At 71.0% G+C, this 18,616-nt stretch carries 13 protein-coding genes; 5 read left to right on the top strand and 8 right to left on the bottom strand.

Going from position 1 to position 18,616, the window contains the following annotated elements; all coding sequences use genetic code 11:
• On the top strand, positions 1–1,290 hold a 1,290-nt coding region (locus tag GWI24_RS09700), incomplete at its 5' end, for an NAD(P)/FAD-dependent oxidoreductase (RefSeq protein WP_210945482.1).
• 27 nt (positions 1,291–1,317) lie between these two features.
• On the opposite strand, the gene GWI24_RS09705 is transcribed toward GWI24_RS09700, so the two are convergent.
• Positions 1,318–2,085 (bottom strand): HpcH/HpaI aldolase/citrate lyase family protein, encoded by a 768-nt coding sequence (locus GWI24_RS09705; RefSeq protein WP_210945483.1) that lies wholly within the window; start codon positions 2,083–2,085, stop codon positions 1,318–1,320.
• 190 nt (positions 2,086–2,275) lie between these two features.
• On the opposite strand from GWI24_RS09705, the gene GWI24_RS09710 reads away from it, so the two are divergent.
• Positions 2,276–3,073: a DeoR/GlpR family DNA-binding transcription regulator gene (locus tag GWI24_RS09710; RefSeq protein ID WP_247616124.1), complete on the top strand. Its 798-nt coding sequence runs from the start codon at positions 2,276–2,278 to the stop codon at positions 3,071–3,073.
• 104 nt (positions 3,074–3,177) lie between these two features.
• Here GWI24_RS09710 and GWI24_RS09715 read toward each other — a convergent pair whose 3' ends face one another.
• A complete protein-coding gene (locus GWI24_RS09715; RefSeq protein WP_210945485.1) occupies positions 3,178–3,741 on the bottom strand; it encodes a snapalysin family zinc-dependent metalloprotease in 564 nt (187 codons plus the stop codon).
• A 158-nt stretch (positions 3,742–3,899) separates the two neighbouring features.
• Between GWI24_RS09715 and recQ the strand changes: the two genes are divergently transcribed.
• Positions 3,900–5,771, top strand: coding sequence for a DNA helicase RecQ (recQ, locus tag GWI24_RS09720; RefSeq protein WP_210945486.1), 1,872 nt, complete (start codon positions 3,900–3,902; stop codon positions 5,769–5,771).
• A 207-nt stretch (positions 5,772–5,978) separates the two neighbouring features.
• Here the strand turns inward: recQ and GWI24_RS09725 are convergent, their stop codons facing one another.
• Positions 5,979–8,132, bottom strand: coding sequence for an OmpL47-type beta-barrel domain-containing protein (locus GWI24_RS09725; protein ID WP_247616127.1), 2,154 nt, complete (start codon positions 8,130–8,132; stop codon positions 5,979–5,981).
• A gap of 62 nt (positions 8,133–8,194) precedes the next feature.
• Entirely contained in the window at positions 8,195–10,672 is a 2,478-nt protein-coding gene (locus GWI24_RS09730; RefSeq protein WP_247616125.1) for a ThuA domain-containing protein, read from the bottom strand.
• Between the two features lie 223 nt (positions 10,673–10,895).
• Between GWI24_RS09730 and GWI24_RS09735 the strand changes: the two genes are divergently transcribed.
• Positions 10,896–11,900 carry a multicopper oxidase domain-containing protein gene (locus GWI24_RS09735; RefSeq protein ID WP_210945487.1) on the top strand — a complete coding sequence of 335 codons (1,005 nt, stop codon included), beginning with the start codon at positions 10,896–10,898 and terminating at the stop codon, positions 11,898–11,900.
• Between the two features lie 72 nt (positions 11,901–11,972).
• On the opposite strand, the gene GWI24_RS09740 is transcribed toward GWI24_RS09735, so the two are convergent.
• Together GWI24_RS09740 and GWI24_RS09745 are read right to left on the bottom strand one after the other, a co-directional pair.
• The gene (locus tag GWI24_RS09740; RefSeq protein ID WP_210945488.1) at positions 11,973–13,166 is read right to left on the bottom strand and encodes a S1 family peptidase; all 1,194 of its coding nucleotides are present in this window, start codon (positions 13,164–13,166) and stop codon (positions 11,973–11,975) included.
• A 130-nt stretch (positions 13,167–13,296) separates the two neighbouring features.
• A complete protein-coding gene (locus tag GWI24_RS09745; RefSeq protein ID WP_210945489.1) occupies positions 13,297–14,007 on the bottom strand; it encodes a FadR/GntR family transcriptional regulator in 711 nt (236 codons plus the stop codon).
• A 232-nt stretch (positions 14,008–14,239) separates the two neighbouring features.
• On the opposite strand from GWI24_RS09745, the gene GWI24_RS09750 reads away from it, so the two are divergent.
• Positions 14,240–15,514: an SLC13 family permease gene (locus GWI24_RS09750; protein ID WP_210945490.1), complete on the top strand. Its 1,275-nt coding sequence runs from the start codon at positions 14,240–14,242 to the stop codon at positions 15,512–15,514.
• A gap of 34 nt (positions 15,515–15,548) precedes the next feature.
• On the opposite strand, the gene GWI24_RS09755 is transcribed toward GWI24_RS09750, so the two are convergent.
• Positions 15,549–17,966 carry a glycoside hydrolase family 65 protein gene (locus GWI24_RS09755; RefSeq protein ID WP_210945491.1) on the bottom strand — a complete coding sequence of 806 codons (2,418 nt, stop codon included), beginning with the start codon at positions 17,964–17,966 and terminating at the stop codon, positions 15,549–15,551.
• A gap of 92 nt (positions 17,967–18,058) precedes the next feature.
• On the bottom strand, positions 18,059–18,514 hold the full coding sequence (locus GWI24_RS09760; RefSeq protein WP_210945492.1) for a lamin tail domain-containing protein: 456 nt from the start codon (positions 18,512–18,514) through the stop codon (positions 18,059–18,061).
• Positions 18,515–18,616: the final 102 nt, after the last annotated feature.

The raw sequence follows: 18,616 nt of genomic DNA on the forward strand, positions 1-18,616 counted from the left end.
ACCGTCACCCTGGTGGAGCGCGACCGCTACCCGGACCAGCCCGCCTTCCGCAAGGGCGTGCCGCAGGGCCGCCATCTGCATGTCTTCCTCAGCGGCGGGCGGCGCGCCCTGGAGAAGCTGTTCCCCGGGCTGAACGGCGAGTTGGAGGCCGCGGGCGCACACCGCCTGGAGGCGCCGCGCGATGTGATCACCAAGGGCGGCAACGGCTGGCAGCGCCGCTTCCACGAGGGCAGACACGCCACCACCAGCTGCACCCGGGCGCTGTTCGACGCCACCGTACGGGCACGGGTGCTCGCCGAGGCCGAGGGGTCCGGGACCCGGGTGGAGGTGCTCCAGGGCACCGAGGCCGTCGGACTGCTCGGCGACGCGGGCCGGGTCACCGGCGTACGGGTGCGGGCGCGGGACGCCGGGCGCGCCGAGCGGGAGTTGCCCGCCGATCTGGTCGTCGACGCCTCGGGGCGCGGCTCACGCGCCCCCAAGTGGCTGGCGGAGCTGGGCGCTCCGGCGCCGCGCGAGGAGGTCGTGGACGCCGGGATCGGCTACTGCACCCAGATGTTCCGGCCCGCCGAGCCGCTGGACATGGTGATGGTCATCCAGCCGCGCCCGGACTGTCCGCGCGGCGCGGCGTGGTCCCCGGTCGAGGGCGGCCACTGGCTGCTGACGCTGTCGGGGGCGCGCGGTCAGCATCCGCCGACCGAGAGCTCGGAGGTGCCCGGCTTCGTCAAGTCCCTGGGCGAGCCCGCGCTGTACGAGCATCTGCTGACCTGTGAGCCGGTGTCCCCGCCGTACGGGTTCCGTGACACTTCCAACCGCCGCCGTCACTACGACGCCCCGGGCGGGGTGCCCGAGGGGTTCCTCGCGGTCTCGGACGCCGCCTGCACCTTCAACCCGGTCTACGGCCAGGGCATGGCGGTGGCCGCCCTCAGCGGTCTTGCCCTGCGCGGCTGCCTGGCCGAGGGGGGCCTGCGGCCCGGTTTCGCGGCCGCGGCGCAGCGCGCCGTGGCCCGGGCGAGCGACACCGCCTGGCTGACCGCCATCGGCGCGGACCGCCCGTACGCCACGGACGCGGACGCCACGCCATCTGGGGCGGCCGAGCGGCTGCGGAGCTGGTACTTCGGGCGGCTGGCGGACCGGGCGGCGATCGACCGGGTGGTCGGCGCGGCGTTCCGCGACGTCGTCTATCTGGCGGCGGGCCCGTCCCGTCTGATGTCCCCATCGGTCGCTTTGCGGACGGTGCTGCTGCCGAGGGCCCGAGGGCTGACGGACCCGCCGCTGCGCGTGGAGAGCTGACCCGGGACGGCGCCCGGGAGGGCGCGCTCAGCCGGTCGCGTCGCGCAGATGCGCGGCCGCCGCCTGCTCCAGGTGGGCCAGGTCGCTGCTGACCGTGGCGAAGGTGAAGCCCTGGGCCAGGCGCTTGGCGGCGGTGGCCCCGTCGGGGCAGTGGATACCGGCGGCGATGCCCGCGGTCCGTGCCTCCTGGGCGACCTTCGCCAGCGCCGCCTCGAACTCCTCCGCCACCGAGGTGTCCGTCGAGGTGCGGCCGCCGAGCGCGATGGTGAGGTCGGAGGGGCCGATGTAGACGCCGTCGAGCCCGTCCGTGGCGCAGATCTCCGCGGTGTTGGCCAGCGCCTGGGCCGTCTCGATCATCACGACGCAGGCCACTTGCCGGTTGGTCTCGGCCGGGGCGGGGCCGACGCGCAGACCCGAGCGCATCGGGCCGTAGGAGCGCACCCCGAGCGGGGGGTAGCGGCAGTAGCTCACCGCGGCGGCCGCCTCCTCGGCGGTGTTGACCAGCGGGACGATCACCCCGCGGGCGCCGGCGTCGAGGGCCTGGCCGATCCGGAAGCCGTCGTTGCCCGGGACGCGCACCATACCGGCGGCGGTGCCACGGGCGTCGATGGCGGTCATCGCGCCGAGGGTGCCCTTGTAGTCGAGGAGGCCGTGCTGGGCGTCGACGCAGATGTAGTCGTAGCCGAGCCCGGCCAGGCGCTCGGTGCCGACGGGATTGTCGAGGACGACCCAGTAGCCGATGATCCGCAGGCGGGCGCGCAGCCGGGCCGCGAAGTCGGCGGGGGAAGTGTTCATGCTGTCAGCTTCTCTCGTTCGGCGAGTGGGTGCGGCCCCTTCGGTCCATGCGCGTTGTGAGCGGCACGATTGCACGTAACACGCAAGTTCCTGCTCGGTGTCTCGATGAAACAGCGCGAAATACGCAGACTGATAGGGTTGCTCAGGGCTGCGCAGAGTCGCGCAGAGTTACGGAAGGATGGGGGCCGCGATGCGTCAGGGGGCCGGGGCGGAAGAGCGCAGACGGCTGCGTGCCGGAGACCGTCGGGAACTGATCGCCCGGATGATCCAGACCGATGGCACGGTCGTCGTGGAGGAGCTGGCCCGCTCGCTGGAGGTGACGCCCTCCACCATCCGCCGGGATCTCGCGCTCCTCACCGAACAGGGGGCCATCGCCCGCACCTACGGCGGCGCGATGAGCGCCGGTCACACCGCCGAGCCCACCCTGGGGCAGCGCAGCGGACTCGCGGTCGCCGAGAAGGACCGCATAGGGCGCTGGGCGGCCGCGCGGATCGGGCCGGGCGACACCGTCATCCTCGACGCCGGCACCACCACCGGGCGGCTTGCCCACCATCTGCGCGCCCGTGGCGATCTCACCGTGATCACCTGCGGGCTCACCGCGCTGCGCGAACTGGCCGAGGCGGACGGCATCGAGCTGATCACCCTCGCCGGGACCCTGCGCCATGTCAGCCAGGGCTTCGTCGGGCCGCTCGCCGAGCTGACCCTGTCCCGGCTGACCGCGGACAAGGTGTTCCTCGGCGCCGACGGGCTGGACGCACGGCTGGGCATCTGCGAGGCGAGCCTCCAGCAGACCTCGCTCAAGGAGATGATGGCCGACCGCGGCAAGGAGGTGTACGTCCTCGCCGACAGCAGCAAGCTGGGCCAGTCCCCGTTCACCGCCTGGGCGCCGCTGGACCGGCCGTGGACCCTGGTCACCGACAGCGGCGCCACCGATGACCAGCTCGGCCCGTTCCGGGCGCTGCCCGACACCGAAGTGATCACCGTCTGACGGCGCACCACCACGGCGACGGCGGTGACGGGGTGAGCGGGCCGGGAGCCTGGCTCCCGGCCCGCTCAGTCCCGGTGCATCGGGTCAGTCCCGGCCCGCTCGGGTCAGTCCCGGTACATCCGCGGCGTCGCAGCGGCCGTCGCGCCCGCGCCCACGAGGCCGAAGCTGTCCTCGACCTCGGCCTTCTCGGCGGCGTTCGGGTTGGGGTTGGTGCAGGAGACCCCGGCGGTGGAGCCGGACATCAGGCTCGAGCACGGCCCCGGCTTCATGTCCGGCAGACCGAGGATGTGGCCGAGCTCGTGCGAGGAGATCCGCACCGTGTTGTAGCCCTCGTCGACGGCCTCGCGGCCGAAGTAGATCGTGCCGCTGCCCAGACCGGTCGAGAGGGTGCGGGGCCAGCCGTTGTCCGCGATGATGCGGACGTTGGCCCGCTGCCCGGACGTGGCCGGCTTCAGCTGGACGTTGGCGACGCTCTCGTTCCAGATCGCCGCGCCCTTGGCCACGGCGTCCTTGAACTCGGCGGCCCCGCTGGCGTCGTACGTCACCGTCCGCGCGGCGGCGGTGTGCTCCGCCGGGGCGGCGGGTGCGGCCACGGCCTGTCCGGCCGTCAGGGCGAGCACCGCTGTCACCGCGGCGGGTAAGGCACGTACGAACTTGCTGGATCTCACGATCGGCCTCCTCGTGGGGGAAGGATGGACGGAGTAAGTGGGCATGAGCATGGCATGTCGCCGTCTCATCGGCTACTGTGCCCACCCACCTTCTCTTATCGGGCCGGTTGTCCACAGGCGGTCACCACGAGTACCTCCCGGCACCCTAGAATCGCCGGATGGCTCTCCCCGACACCGGCCCCGACATGAGCGACGCGCCCGGCCCCGAGACGAGCGAGGCGCTCGGCGTTCTGCACCGCGTCTTCGGTTACGACTCGTTCCGGGGAGGGCAGCAGGAGATCATCGATCATGTGGTGGCCGGTGGTGACGCGCTCGTCCTCATGCCGACCGGCGGTGGCAAGTCGCTGTGCTACCAGATCCCCGCGCTGGTGCGGAAGGGCGTCGGCGTCGTCGTCTCCCCCCTGATCGCGCTGATGCAGGACCAGGTCGACGCGCTGCGGAACCTCGGGGTGCGGGCCGGGTTCCTCAACTCCACCCAGGACCTGGACGAGCGGCGGATGGTCGAGGCCGAGTTCCTCGCGGGCGAGCTGGATCTGCTCTATCTCGCGCCGGAGCGGCTGCGGGTCGAGTCCACGCTGCGGCTGCTGGACCGGGGCCAGATCTCGCTGTTCGCCATCGACGAGGCGCACTGTGTGGCCCAGTGGGGGCACGACTTCCGGCCCGACTATCTGGCCCTGTCCGAGCTGCACGAGCGCTGGCCCACCGTGCCCCGGATCGCGCTGACCGCGACCGCCACCGAGGCCACCCACTCGGAGATCGCGTCCCGGCTGAAGCTCCAGGACGCGCTGCACTTCGTGGCCAGCTTCGACCGCCCGAACATCCAGTACCGGATCGCCCCCAAGAACGAGCCGAAGAAGCAGCTACTGGAGCTGTTGCGCACCGAGCACCCGGGCGAGGCGGGGATCGTGTACTGCCTGTCCCGCTCCTCGGTGGAGAAGACGGCCGAGTTCCTGGTGGCCCAGGGCATCGACGCGGTGCCGTACCACGCGGGGCTGGACGCGCGGACCCGCGCCGAGCACCAGGCGCGCTTCCTGCGCGAGGACGGTCTGGTCGTGGTGGCCACGATCGCGTTCGGCATGGGGATCGACAAGCCCGATGTGCGGTTCGTGGCCCATCTGGACCTGCCCAAGTCCGTGGAGGGCTACTACCAGGAGACGGGCCGGGCCGGGCGTGATGGACAGCCCTCCACCGCATGGCTGGCGTACGGGCTCCAGGACGTGGTACAGCAGCGGAAGATGATCGACACCTCCGAGGGCGATGACACCCATCGGCGCCGCCTCGGCGCCCATCTCGACGCGATGCTGGCGCTGTGCGAGACGGTGGAGTGCCGCCGGGTGGGGCTGCTGGCGTACTTCGGCCAGAAGTCCACCCCCTGCGGCAACTGCGACACCTGCCTCACTCCCCCGGAGTCCTGGGACGGCACCATCCCCGCGCAGAAGCTGCTGTCCACGGTGGTGCGGCTCAAGCGGGAGCGCAACCAGAAGTTCGGCGCGGGACAGATCATCGACATCCTGCTCGGCAAGAAGACGGCCAAGGTCATCCAGTTCGACCATGACGCGCTGTCGGTGTTCGGCATCGGCACCGAGCTGCGCGAGGCCGAATGGCGAGGTGTGGTACGGCAGTTGCTGGCCCAGGGGGTGCTCGGCGTCGAGGGGGACTACGGCACGCTGGTGCTCACCGCCGCGAGCGCGGAGGTGCTGAACCGGCAGCGCGAGGTCAGGCTGCGGCGCGAGCCGGAGAAGGCGTCGCGCACCGCGAAGGGGAAGACGGGGGACTCGGGGAAGGCCAAGAAGGCCCCGGTGGATCTGCCGGAGGAGGCCGTGCCGGTCTTCGAGCGGCTGCGCGCCTGGCGGGCGGCGACCGCGAAGGAGCAGGGCGTCCCCGCGTATGTGGTCTTCCATGACGCCACCCTGCGGGAGATCGCGACCCGTGCCCCGGCCACGCTCGAGGAGCTCGGCACGGTGAGCGGGGTCGGCGAGAACAAGCTGGTGAAGTACGGGCAGGGGATTCTGGACACCCTGGCGTCCTGACCGTTCCAACCTCCTGACGATACGTCAAACCCCCGCTTCCGCAAGCCGGGAGCGGGGGTTTGGCATGTCTGGAGCACAGGGCTTACCGATGAGTGTTACCTGAGGTAACGTCAGGGCCCGTGATCCATGGTCCGTGGCCGCCGGGGACTGGGGTGCTCCGGCGGCCACTCACCCTCGCGCCGTTCCTCATGCCGTACGAGGCGGTTCCTACAGCTCCTTGATGCGGATGTCGCGGAACGAGACCACATCACCGGTGCTGTGGGTCTGCAGACCGATGTATCCGGAGGCGTACCGACGGCCGTCCGTGCCGGGGTCGTCCGCGCGCGGCGGGGTGAACTCCTGGCCACCGGTGTTCTCGAACTCATTGAGCAGCACACCGTTGCGGTAGATCGAGAAGTGCTGACCCACCACCCGGATCTCATAGTCGTTCCAGCTGCCCTTGGGGGTGACCCCCGCCCCGGCCAGCCCGACCCGGTCGAAACCGTAGATCGATCCGGTCTTGTACATATCGCCGTCCGGGCGGTCGAGGATCTGCACCTCGTGCCCGTACTTGATGGCGACCCACTCCGGGCGGGACTCCTCGGGGTGGTCATGGACGTACGGGAAGCGCACGAAGACACCGCTGTTGGCATTGCCCGTGCCGGGGGCGTCATCCCGGAACTGGAGCTTCAGCGAGAAGTCGTCGTACGTCCGCTGCGGGAACCACAGCATGCCCATGCCCTCGACCGAGGAGCTGCTGGTGATGGTCCCGTCGCCATTGAGGCCGAAGGCCCCGCCACCCACATGCTGCCACTTGTCGAAGGACTTCTTGGTGCCGTCGAACAGCGGGCGGTAGCCCTCGCCCTGACCGGGCTTGCCGATCCCGGACTGCTTGGCCGCCTTGTTGATCGCCCGGTACTCGCGCTGGTCGACGACGCCGTCGGCGAGCAGCTTGTCGGTGACGGCGGTGACGTGCTTGAGGAAGAGGGCGTGGGAGGACCAGTCCTTCTCGTCCTCGATCAGCTCATTGATGGTGCAGCGGCTGCGGGTGATGCGGTTGGGGACACCGGTGTCCACCGTGCCGACGATCACCGTGAGGCGCTCGTCCCACTCCGGACACGCGGGGGCGGGCACCCCGCCGCCCTCGGCCACGGTGAAGGCGAGCTGGCGGGCCTCGGAGGTGTTGCCCGCCTTGTCGGTGGCGCGGTACGCCACGGTGTGACGGCCCACCCGGTCCACCACCAGGGGGGTGGCGTACGCGAGGTACGGGCCGCTGTCCAGGGAGTACTCGACCTTCTCCACCCCGGAGTCGTCGTCCGCGGCGGTGAGCGTGACCTTGGCGCTGCCCACATAGGCGCCGTCGGAGTTCTTGACCCCGTCGACCTGCGCGGAGGTCACCGGCGGCATGGTGTCCTCGGCCGGCGGTACCACCACCGTGAAGTCCACCGACTTCACCTCCGACACATTGCCCGCCTTGTCCGCCGCCCGGAAGCGCACCGTGTGCGCGCCCGCGTCATGGACCATCACCGGACCGGTGTAGGGCTGGAACTCCCCCTGGCCCAGGGCGTAGTCGATGCGGTTGACCCCGGAGCCGGTGTCGGAGGCGGTGACGGTCACGGTGGCCATGCCGATGTACGCACCGGACGGGTCCTTCTCACCGGAGACGGTGGCGGAGGTCTCCGGCGGTGTGGAGTCGTCCGTCGGCGGCGCCACCACGGTGAAGTCCACCGACTTCACCTCCGACACGTTCCCCGCCTTGTCCACGGCCCGGTAGCGGATGGTGTGCTGCCCGACCTGGTGGACCATCACCGGGGCGGTGTACGGCTGGAACGCCCCGTCACCTTCGGCGAACTCGATCCGGTCCACACCGGAGCCCTCGTCGGTGGCGGACACGCTGACGGTGGCCATCCCGATGTACGCGCCGTCCGCGTCTCGTTCGCCCTCGACCTTCGCCGAGGCCTCGGGCGCGGTGGTGTCCTCGCCCCCGCCGCCGTCGGTGACCACCAGAATGCCCTGCATCTGGCCGTGGCCGGGGATGGTGCAGTGGTAGCGGTAGCGGCCGGGGCTGAGGGTGACCTCGGCGGTGTGCTTGCCGCCGCTGTCGTCCGAGGGGTTGGCGAGGATGTTCAGCGGGACGTCGTTGTTGTACTCCGGGTCGGAGACATCGAACGTCAGGGTGTGCGGCATCCCCATGGTGTTGCCGGTGGCCGTGCTGTTCTCGAAGACGATGGTGGCCTTCCCGGCGACCGCGGTGGTGGGCGCCGAGCCGTACTTGGTGATGTCGTCACCCGCGGTCCAGGTGAGGGTCTGCTGGGCGGCCTGCCGGGTGTCGTCCTGCCCGTAGGCCACCGTCGCCGTCGCCGAGCTCAGCCCGAGAACCATGAGCAGCGCGGCGAGCAGCGGCAGCCAGGGTCTGATGGGTTTGGGGCGCCTTCGCTTCACGGTCACTCCGCCTTCCTGGCCAGATCCTGGGCGAGCGGAGTGGGCTCGCCGCCGTTGTACGTGATGTGCCACAGCGCCGACTTGGAGTCGGAGGTGAAGAAGCCGCGCCCGTAGTCGAGGACGTAGAGCGAGCCGTCCGGGGCGAACTTCCAGTCCATGAGGTTGCGGATGCCGTCGGCGCCCACCGGGATGATCTTCTTGAGGGATTCGGCGTGCACCGGCATCCCGCCCTTGCCGACGGTCTTGGGGTCGGTCAGCACCGCGTGGCGCGGCTGGTCGGCGTCGTAGAAGTCGCCGACGAACCACTTGCCGTCCCAGTACTGGGGCCATTTGGTGGTGCTGTCACTGGTGGCGTCGTACCGGTAGACCGGGCCGTTCATGGTGGCCTGGCCGCCGCCCTTGAGCCACGGCAGCAGGTACTTGGCCTCCGACGTCTTGTAGCTGGGGATGCCGTTCGCGTCCCGCGGATAGTCGGGGGCGCCGCCCTGGGGCGAGTACCAGATGGTGTTCGCGGTGATGGGCGGCAGGTTCACCAGACCGTCGTTGTTGGGTGACTCGTTCTTGGGGTGGTCGCAGTCGTACCAGCCCAGGGGCTTGCTCGGGTCGGGCAGATTGCGGTCCCGGTAGGGCTGCTTGTTGCCCATGCAGAACGGCCAGCCGTGGTTGCCCGCCTTGGTGATGGCGGCGAAGGTGTCGTACTTGGCCGGGCCCCAGGTGGTGCTGGGCTCGCCCGCGTCCGGACCGACCCAGCCCGCGTAGAGGATGTCGGTCTTCTGGTCCACGAAGATCCGGGCCGGGTTGCGCACCCCCATCACATAGATCTCGCCGCGGGTCTTGCCACCGCCCTCGTCGGGCTCCTTGCCGGTGAAGAGATTGCCCTCGGGGAGGGTGTAGGTGCCGTCGTCCTCGGGGTGGATCCGCAGGATCTTGCCGTTGAGGTTGTGGGTGTTGCCCGCGGTGCGGCGGGCGTCGGCGAAGGAGACGCCCTTGTAGTTCGGCTGTGGGTTGTTGCCGGAGTAGCCGTCGCTGAACTGGGAGGAGTTGTTGTCCCCGGTGGCGATGTAGAGGTTGCCCTTGGAGTCCCAGCTCATCCCACCGCCCGCGTGGCAGCAGCTGTGGATCTGGACCGGCCAGGAGAGCAGGACCTTCTCCGAGCCCAGGTCCAGCTTGTTGGTCTTCAGGTCCAGGGTGAACCGGGAGACGCGGCGCTCGGCCATCTGGGTGTCCCGGTTGATCCGGGAGTGCGGGGTGTAGTGCAGATACACCCAGCCGTTGGTGAGGAAGTCCGGGTCCAGCTCGATGCCGAGCAGCCCCTCCTCGACCTTGATCAGCTCATCGCCGCCGCCCTTGTTGCCGAAGACGGTCAGGGCGCCCGCGAGCGTCACCTTGCCGGTGGCCGGGTCGTAGACATGGATCTGGCCCTGGCCCTTGCCGATGTCCGGGTCGTTCCAGTCGGTGACCACGGGCGCGCTGTTGTCACCGCCGCCCCGGCCGATGTACAGCACCCGGCCGTCCTTGGCGACGACGAGGCCGTGCGGCTCGCCGATCTGGTCGGACTGGCCCGGCTGATTGGGCTTGGTGACGCGCTCGGCCTTGTAGTTCGCGTTGATGGTGGCCTTGCAGTCGGCGCGGGAGAGACGGGTGGTCCACAGCAGCGCGCCGCGCAGATGGGCGCGGAAGTCGGTCTCCTGGAAGGTGGACACCGTGCCGCCCATGCCCGTGTAGAAGGAGCGGCCGCCGTCGTAGTCACGGCACCAGGAGATCGGGTGGTCCGCGCCGTTGGCGCCGGCGCCCGGCTGGTAGCTGGACTCGCGGACCCGGGCCACGGTGTGCACCGTGCCGGAGGGGTTGTCCTTCCAGTTGGTCCAGGTGTCGGTGCGCTTCCACTCCAGCGGCAGCTCCTTGGTGGCCGGGTGGACGCGGTCGCCGACCTCCACCACGGCCCGCTGGGCGGTGGCCGGGCTGGTGGCCGCCGGGCGGGCGCCGATCAGCCCGCTGAACCAGTCGGAGTACGGCTCGTTGCGGGCCGCGTCATGGATGCCGAGGAAGCCGCCGCCCGCCTCCATGTACGCCTCGAGCCCCGCCTCCTGCTCGGGGTCGAGCACATCTCCGGAGCCGGTCAGGAAGACCACGGCGTTGTACTTGCCGAGCCGGGGCTTGGTGAAGACCGAGGCGTCGGCGGTGGCGTCGACGGTGAACCGGGTCGCCGCGGGGCCCTGGTTGCCGATCCGCTCGATGGCCTCGATGCCCGCGTTCACCGTGGCCGGCTCGTCCCCCGCCGAGCCGTGGAACACCAGGACCCGGACGTTGTCACCGCCCGGCGGCGACGGCAGCGTGAGTGGCGCACGATCCTCGGGCCGGGCGCTGGCGGGGGTCCCGCCGAGCAGGCTCGCGGTGAGGGCGCCGAAGAGCAGTGCCGCCACCCCCGCGCGTCTCCTTCGCAGCCGACCGACTGTCAGCCCTCTCCTCTTTGAGGGCATTTGGTACGGTATGTCCCGCATTGGTCACCCATCCCTCTCACGTACCGATAACACCGCTGAAGGAAGCTAGACGGCTTTTCGCAAGTCGCCAATAGCTATGACCGCAACACAACGAACTTTGTCCTGAGTGTGGATGAACGAGCATCCCCCGGCTACCGTGAAAACACCCCGGGGCATCTGCGCATCGTCAACGGCAGGGGATCCACAGCGATTTGGGAGAACGATGAGCGACGCACCCGGCTTCACCTCCAGACGCGGTCTCAGCAGACGGCTCTTCACCGGCGGCGCGGCCGCCGCGGCCGTCGGACCGCTGGCCCTCACCTCCCCCGCCGCCGCGAAGGCGCCGAAGGCCCCGTCCGGCGGGGTCAAAACGGCGGCCGCGGGCGGCACGGTCCGCCATCTCAAGCTCTACGCGGAGAAGCTGCCGGACGGTCAGATGGGGTACGGGCTCGAGAAGGGCAAGGCCAGCATCCCCGGTCCGCTGATCGAGCTGACCGAGGGCGACACCCTGCACATCGAGTTCGAGAACACCATGGACGTCACGGCCAGCCTCCATGTGCACGGCTTGGACTACGACATCGCCAGCGACGGCACCCAGCTCAACCGCAGCGCCGTGGAGCCGGGCGGCACCCGCACCTACACCTGGCGCACCCACGCCCCGGGCAAGCGCGCCGACGGCACCTGGCGCCCTGGCAGCGCGGGCTACTGGCACTACCACGACCACGCGGTGGGCACCCCGCACGGCACCGGCGGCCTCCGGAAGGGCCTGTACGGCCCGGTGGTGGTGCGGCGGGCGGGCGACATCCTGCCGGACAAGCAGTTCACAATCGTCTTCAACGACATGACGATCAACAACAGGGCGGCACATGACGCCCCCGAGTTCCGGGCCACGGTGGGCGACCGCGTCGAGATCATCATGATCACCCACGGCGAGTACTACCACACCTTCCATATGCACGGGCACCGGTGGGCGGACAACCGCACCGGGCTGCTGGAGGGCCCGGACGATGTGAGCCGGGTCATCGACAACAAGATCACCGGGCCCGCCGACTCCTTCGGCTTCCAGGTGATCGCCGGGGAGAACGTCGGCGCGGGCGCCTGGATGTACCACTGCCATGTCCAGAGCCACTCCGATATGGGCATGGCCGGGCTGTTCCTGGTCGCCAAGGCCGATGGCACCATCCCCGGCTACGACCCGCACCGGCTGTCGGCGCACCGCCCGGGGTAGCCGCCGGAGCGACACGACGGGGCGGGCCGCCGGGCCCGCCCCGTCGCCGTATCGCCCGTCAGGCGGTGCCCGTCAGGCGGTGTGCAGCCGCAGGCCGTACACCGACAGGATCTCGTTGACCGGCTGGTACCAGGTCTCGCCGCCGCCGGAGCAGTCGCCCCAGCCGCCCGAGGTCACACCCTGGGCCTGGTCGCCGCTGATGAACGAGCCGCCGGAGTCGCCGCCCTCGGCGCACACACTGGTCTTGGTCATCTGGTACACGGCGCCCTGGCTGTAGTTCACGGTCTCGTTCTTGGCCAGGACCGTGCCGCAGTGCCAGTGGGTGGTGGAGCCGGAGCGGCAGATGGAGGCGCCGATCGGGGCCTCGGCGGAGCCGCGGACCAGCTGGTCGGGGACGGTGCCCCAGCCGAGCACCACCGGCACGGTCCACCAGCCGCTGCCGACGCTGACGTAGGCATAGTCGTTGCCGGGGAAGGAGGAGCCCTGGAAGTTGCCGATGTACGAGCCGTCCCAGCCGCTGACGGAGCCTCCCGCCTGGCCGCAGTGCCCGGCGGTGACGAAGCCGCCCTGGACCGAGAAGCCTATGGAGCAGCGGACGTTGCCGGTGTAGTACGGGTCGCCGCCGACCGTGCCGGCGGCGAAGGTCGTCGGCGCCTGGGCGGGGGCCTTCTCGACGGTGACCGGGACGGAGGCCGAGCGCTTCGCCTCGCGGAGGAACGCGCGGACGGCGGCGTCGCCCTCGCTCCCCTGCCGGACCCGGACCACGACGGCTCCCGCGCGGGGGTCGGTGCTCCAGCTGCTCACCCCGGCCGGGGCGGCCTGCTTCCGGGCCTTCCTGTCAAGGCGCGCCTTGGCCGCGTCGAGCGCGTCCGCGCTGTGCTCGACGATCCGGGGGGTGGCGCCCGTGGCCCGTACCGACGCGGCCCGTTCGGCGCTGGTGACGCCGACGACCAGCTTTCCGCTGCCCGTGTCGAACCACGAGCCGCCGTAGGAGGTGCCCGCGGCGCGCTTGGCCTTGGGCTCCAGCCTCATGGCGGCGGCCTCTTGGCCCAGCCGCTCCCGCGCCTGGTCCGCGGTCAGGCCGAGGTCCCGGCCGAGCGCGCGGACGAGGCTGGCGGACGGCGCGGACGCGGCGGCGGGCTTCGCCGCGGGGGCGTCGGCGCCGGATGCCGCGGCGGCGGTCGAGAAGGCCCCGCCGGCGCCCGAGAGGGCGCCGAGAACGAGGAGTGCGGACAGTCCGGCACGGACAACGGGCTTCCGTCTCATGGAAGTTCCCCTTCTGCTCGGCAGGTGAGAGCGCTTTCACGTGTCGATCGCGCAGAGCCTAGCGAGCCACCGGGGAAAGTCCAGACCAAAGCCGGGATCGGTCACGGTCGGGCAGGATGCCGCCGCGGGCTCAAGGGGCTTCGTCCGGATTCCAGTTGAGCAGCCGCACCTGGGCGACGGTACGGACATGGCGGCGCATGGCCGCGGCGGCGGCCTTGGGGCGGCCCTCGGCGATCGCGTCCAGGATGCGCTGATGCTGGGCGAGCGAGCGCCTGGGGCGGCCGGGCTGGCGCAGCGACTCCTCGCGGCTCTCGGCGATCTGGTCGGCGATCGAGCGCATGAACTCGGCGAGCAGCGGGCTGTGCGCGGCCGCGGTGACGGCGGCGTGAAAGCGGCGGTCGCCCTCGACGCCGTGGCGGTCGGACTCGATCTCGTCCTCCATCCAGTGCAGGGCCTGCTGGAGGGCGATGAGGTCGTCGTCGGTGCGGCGCTCGGCGGCGAGTTCGGCCAGCTTGGTCTCCAATGCCTCGCGGGCGTCGAGCACATCGGGCAGCCTGCGGCGGCGCTCCACCAGCCGCTCGACGGGCTCGGTGTCGAGGCTGTCGCGCAGCAGACACATCCCGCCGCCCTGGCGCACCTCGACGAGCCCCTGCACCTCGAGGACGACGATGGCCTGCTTGACGGAGGCGCGGCTGATGCCGAGGCGCTGGGCCAGCTCGCGCTCGGTCGGCAGCCGGTCGCCCGCCTTCAGGCCGCCCTCCTCGACGTAGGCGCGCAGCCTCTCCAGCACCTGCTCGTACAGGCGCTGACGGTTCATCGGGCGCAGCGCGTCCTCGACCATACGGGCTCCCCCCATCGCGGTTTGTGATGGCCCCGATTCGCAGCGTAGCACCGGGTGGCCGGGTGGTGTGGTGGTTGTGCGGTCCGGTGGAGCATTGGTCAATTGGCTGAGCCAATCTGCCACCGATGTCTTGACGGCCGAACCGCCCGGCCCTCAACGTGAGTCAGCCAGCAGGCCACTTGGCCCGACCGTCCCCGGTCCGCCGACCGGGTCCCCGTGACGGGAGCGCTCGATGTCCGACGAATTGATCTCGATACTCGTGCTGGTGGTGGTCTTCGTCATCGCCACCACCCGGTCGATCAACATGGGCGCCCTGTCCTTCGCCGCCGCCTTCGGCGTGGGCGAGCTGGTCGCCGACTTCAGCGCGGACCACATCTTCGCCGGGTTCCCGGGCGATCTGTTCGTGGTGCTCGTGGGGGTGACGTATCTGTTCGCCCTCGCCCGGGCCAATGGCACCACGGACTGGCTGGTGCACGCCTCGATCCGGCTGGTGGGCGGGCGGGTCGCGCTGATCCCGTGGGTGATGTTCGCGATCAGCGGGGCGCTGACCGCGATCGGGGCGGTGAGCCCGGCGGCGGTCGCGATCGTCGCCCCGCTCGCGCTCTCCTTCGCCGCGCGGTACCAGATCAGTCCGCTGCTGATGGGTGCCATGGTGGTGCACGGCTCCCAGGGCGGTGGCTTCTCCCCCATCAGCATCTACGGATCGATCGTCAACGGCATCGTGGACCGGGAGAAGCTCCCCGGCAACGAGATCACGCTGTTCCTCGCGAGCCTGGTGGTCAACCTGATCATCGCCGCCGTCGTCTTCGTCGTCTGCGGCGGGCTGAAGCTCCCCAGGACCGCCGTCGCCACCGCCGGGGAGGAGCGGGAAGACGGGGCGGAGGAGGCACCGGCCGACGCGGAGGGCCGTCTCACCCCCGCCCGTATCGCCACCCTGGCCGCGCTGGTGGCGCTGGTGGTCGCGGTGCTCGCCTTCGACCTGGACGCCGGGCTCACCTCGATCACCCTCGCCGTGGCCCTGAGCGTCTTCTGGCCGGACCACGGCAAGAGGGCGGTGAACGAGGTCACCTGGCCCACCGTGCTGCTGATCTGCGGTGTGCTCACCTATGTCGGGGTGCTGGACGAGATGGGCACCATCGACTACGCGGGCAAGGCCGTCAGCGACATCGGGATTCCGCTGCTCGCCGCCCTGCTGCTCTGCTACATCGGCGCGATCGTCTCCGCCTTCGCCTCCTCGGTGGGCATCATGGGCGCGCTGATCCCGCTCGCCGTTCCCTTCCTCGCCCAGGGCGACATCGGCGCGGTGGGGATGATCGCGGCGCTCGCGGTGTCGGCGACCGTCGTCGACGTCAGCCCCTTCTCGACCAACGGGGCGCTGGTGCTGGCCAACGCGCCGGATGTGGACCGGGACCGGTTCTTCCGGCAGCTGATGATCTACGGCGGGATCATGGTGGCCGCGGTGCCGCCGGTCGTCTGGCTGGCGATGGTGGTCCCCGGCCTCGGCTGAACCGGCAGGCAATCGGCTGGACGGGAACGCGAGTTCAGCCCGGTGGCAGCGGAACCCAGTGCGACTCGCCCGGGGCCACGGTCAGCGAACGGTCGGCGAGCCGCACCTCGATCGGGCACTCCTCCGAGTCCGGCACGCTGATCCACAGCCGCCCGGCCCGCACCCGCAGGGCGACGCCCCAGTGGCCGCGGTAGCGCATCGAGAACCGGTACTCGGACAGCCCGGACGGCTCGGGCAGCGGCACCGGGTCCAGCCACAGCGCGTCCTCACGGGTCTCAAGACCGGTCAGCCCGCGCTGCACCAGATCGAGGGTGCCGCCCATGGCACCTAGGTGGATGCCCTCGCCGGTGGTGCCGCCCTGGACGTCCGCCACATCGCCGAGCAGCGCCTCCTGGCAGTACCGCCATGCCTCGGCCCGGCGCGCCCGCGCCAGCACCCAGCCGTGCACCAGCCCGCTGAGGGTCGAGCCGTGGCTGGTCCGGGACAGGTAGTACGCCACGGTGGCCCGCCAGATGTCGTCGTCCAGCGCGTAGCCGAGCCGCCGGAAGAGGCCGGACAGCTCGGCGGGGCCGAAGAGATAGCCGAGCATCAGCGCGTCGGCCTGTTTGGAGACCTGGTAACGGTTGACGGAGTCGCCCTCGGACTCCAGGATCCGGTCCATCCGGCGGATGTCGCCGTAGCGGGCCCGGTAGCCGTCCCAGTCGAGTTCGGCCAGTTCCCCGTAGCCGTCGAACTGGCTGATGACGCCCTGGTGGAAGGGGACCAGCAGCCGCCGTGAGACGTCCTCCCAGCGCTCCGGCTCCGCGCGGTCCAGGCCCACCCGCTCGAACAGCGCGCGGCGGCGCGGCTCGGGCAGGGTGCGGGCCAGCTCCAGGGCCCGGTCGAGCACCCAGGCGGCGGTCACGTTGGTGTACGCGTTGTCGTCGATCCCGGGGCGGTCGGCGCCGGGGTAGCCGTCGTGGTACTCATCGGGCCCGACCACCCCGCGGATGCGGTACCGCCCCCGCTCCGGGTCGAGAACGGCGGTGTCCGCCCAGAAGCGGGCGATCTGCAGCAGCATCTCCGCGCCCCTGGTGTGCAGGAACTCGGTGTCGCCGCTGGCCTGGCAGTACTGCCACACGTTGTACGCCACCGCCGAGCCCACATGGTGCTGCAGCCGGGAGTTGTCCGGCAGCCACCGGCCGGAGCGCGGGTTCAGATGCAGGGTCTGGGTCTCCTCGCGCCCGTCGCTGCCGCTCTGCCAGGGGTACATCGCCCCGGCCCGCCCGGCGTCCGCGGCGGCGCGGCATGCCTGGGGCAGCCGCCGGTGGCGGTAGTGCAGCAGGGCCCGGGACACCTCGGGGAAGTGGAGGTTCAGATACGGCAGCACGAACAGCTCGTCCCAGAAGACATGTCCGCGGTACGCCTCGCCGTGCAGGCCCCGGGCGGGGACGCCCACGTCCAGCTCCGCGGTGTGCGGCGAGAGCGTCTGGAGGATGTGGAACATATGCAGCCGCAGGAGGTGGCCCGGCTCGCCGGAGACCTCCAACGCCGCCTCGCGCCACAGGTGTTCCCATGCGGTGCGGTGGGAGGCGAGCAGCTTTCCGAACTCCGGCGCCCGGGCCACCCCGTCGAGGGCGGCCTGGGCCGGATCGCTGACCGCGGGGTCCTTGGAGGTGTACACCGCCACGGTCTTCTCGACGGTTACGGGGGCGTCCGGCGCGAGCGGCACGGCCAGGGTGCGCAGCGCGGCGCTGTGGGTGAGCCGCTGCCCGGTGCCGGTGGGCGTCCCGCCGCGCACGGCCAGGGTGCGCGCGGCCATGGCCACCCGCACCTCGGAGCTGGTGGTACGGCAGCTCAGCCATACGGTGTCGGGGCCCGCGGCGCCGGTGCGATGGTCGATGAGATGGCGGCCGGACAGCGCGTCGTAGCGGGCCACGCCGGTGTTGGCCACGGCACCGTCGAGCCCCGACTCCAGCTCGACGGTGCCGGACCAGCCCTCGGCCCGGAAGGTGGTGCGCAGGGCCGCCAGATGTGGATCCCCCATATGGACGAGGCGCTGCTGCTCGACGTGGAGCACCCGGCCGTGCCGGTCGGTGAACCGCAGCCGCCGCATGAGGGTGCCGTACCGGAGGTCGAGGGTCTGCCGGTAGCCGGTGAGCTCGTCGCCGTCCGGGGTGAGCCAGCCGCCGGGGCCCGCGGACCGGTCCGGGGCGCGGACGCGGTAGCGCAGCGGCAGCCAGTTCGGCAGGTTGACCATGTCCTCGTTCTCGACCTGGCGCCCGCCGACCACCGAGGTCAGCCGGTTGTAGCAGCCCGCCACATAGGTGCCGGGGTAGTGGGTGTCATCGGCGGCCGTCTCGGGGGCCGCGCCCCGGGTGGCGACATAGCCGTTGCCGAGGGTACAGAGCGACTCGCGCAACCGCTCCTCGCCGGGCTCGTAGCCCTCGTACTCCCACACCCAGTCCAACACGGCCGATCACCGGCTCTCCTCCTCGACACCCCCATTGTGGTCCGGGCCGGAGGACTTCACCGGCTGCGCCGCGCCCCCCGCGCGGCGCGCGCTCAGCAGTTCGTGTAGTCGACCCGGCTGTTGTCGTACGAGCAGGTGTCGACCGTGGAGCCGCCGGTCTTGCGGAGGGTGGCCTTGTCGCGGTCGTTGTTCCAGACGTACGCCCGTCGGTCCTGGTACTTGGTGGCCGAGGTGTCGGAGCCGGAGCCGGTCCAGACGGTCACCGTCTTGCCCGCGCCGAGGGTGTAGCCGGGGAAGGTGTACTTGTGGTTGCTCGCGTCGACGAGCACCCAGCCCTTGAGGCTGACCCCGCGCGAGGTGGAGTTCTTGATCTGGACGTACTCGCCATTGAGGCTGGAGTTGCTCCGGTTGTCCGTGCCGGGAGAGTCGTAGTAGATCTTGGAAAGGTGTACGGAGCCGGCGGCCCCGGCGGGTGTGGCCGGGTACAGCAGGGCGATCGCGCAGCCGGCGGCGAGCGCCGCGCCGATACGGGCGGTGTGTGCGGACATGAGTCCCCCCTTGCGTTGGTGCGTGGTGAAGCAGTGGTAACGCAGGACGGACGGGCGGCCGCGCCCGAAGATGGTTTGGAGTCAGCGAGCTGACTCCTTCGG

Source organism: Streptomyces sp. MK37H (genome assembly GCF_018035285.1).
Taxonomy (GTDB): domain Bacteria; phylum Actinomycetota; class Actinomycetes; order Streptomycetales; family Streptomycetaceae; genus Streptomyces; species Streptomyces endocoffeicus.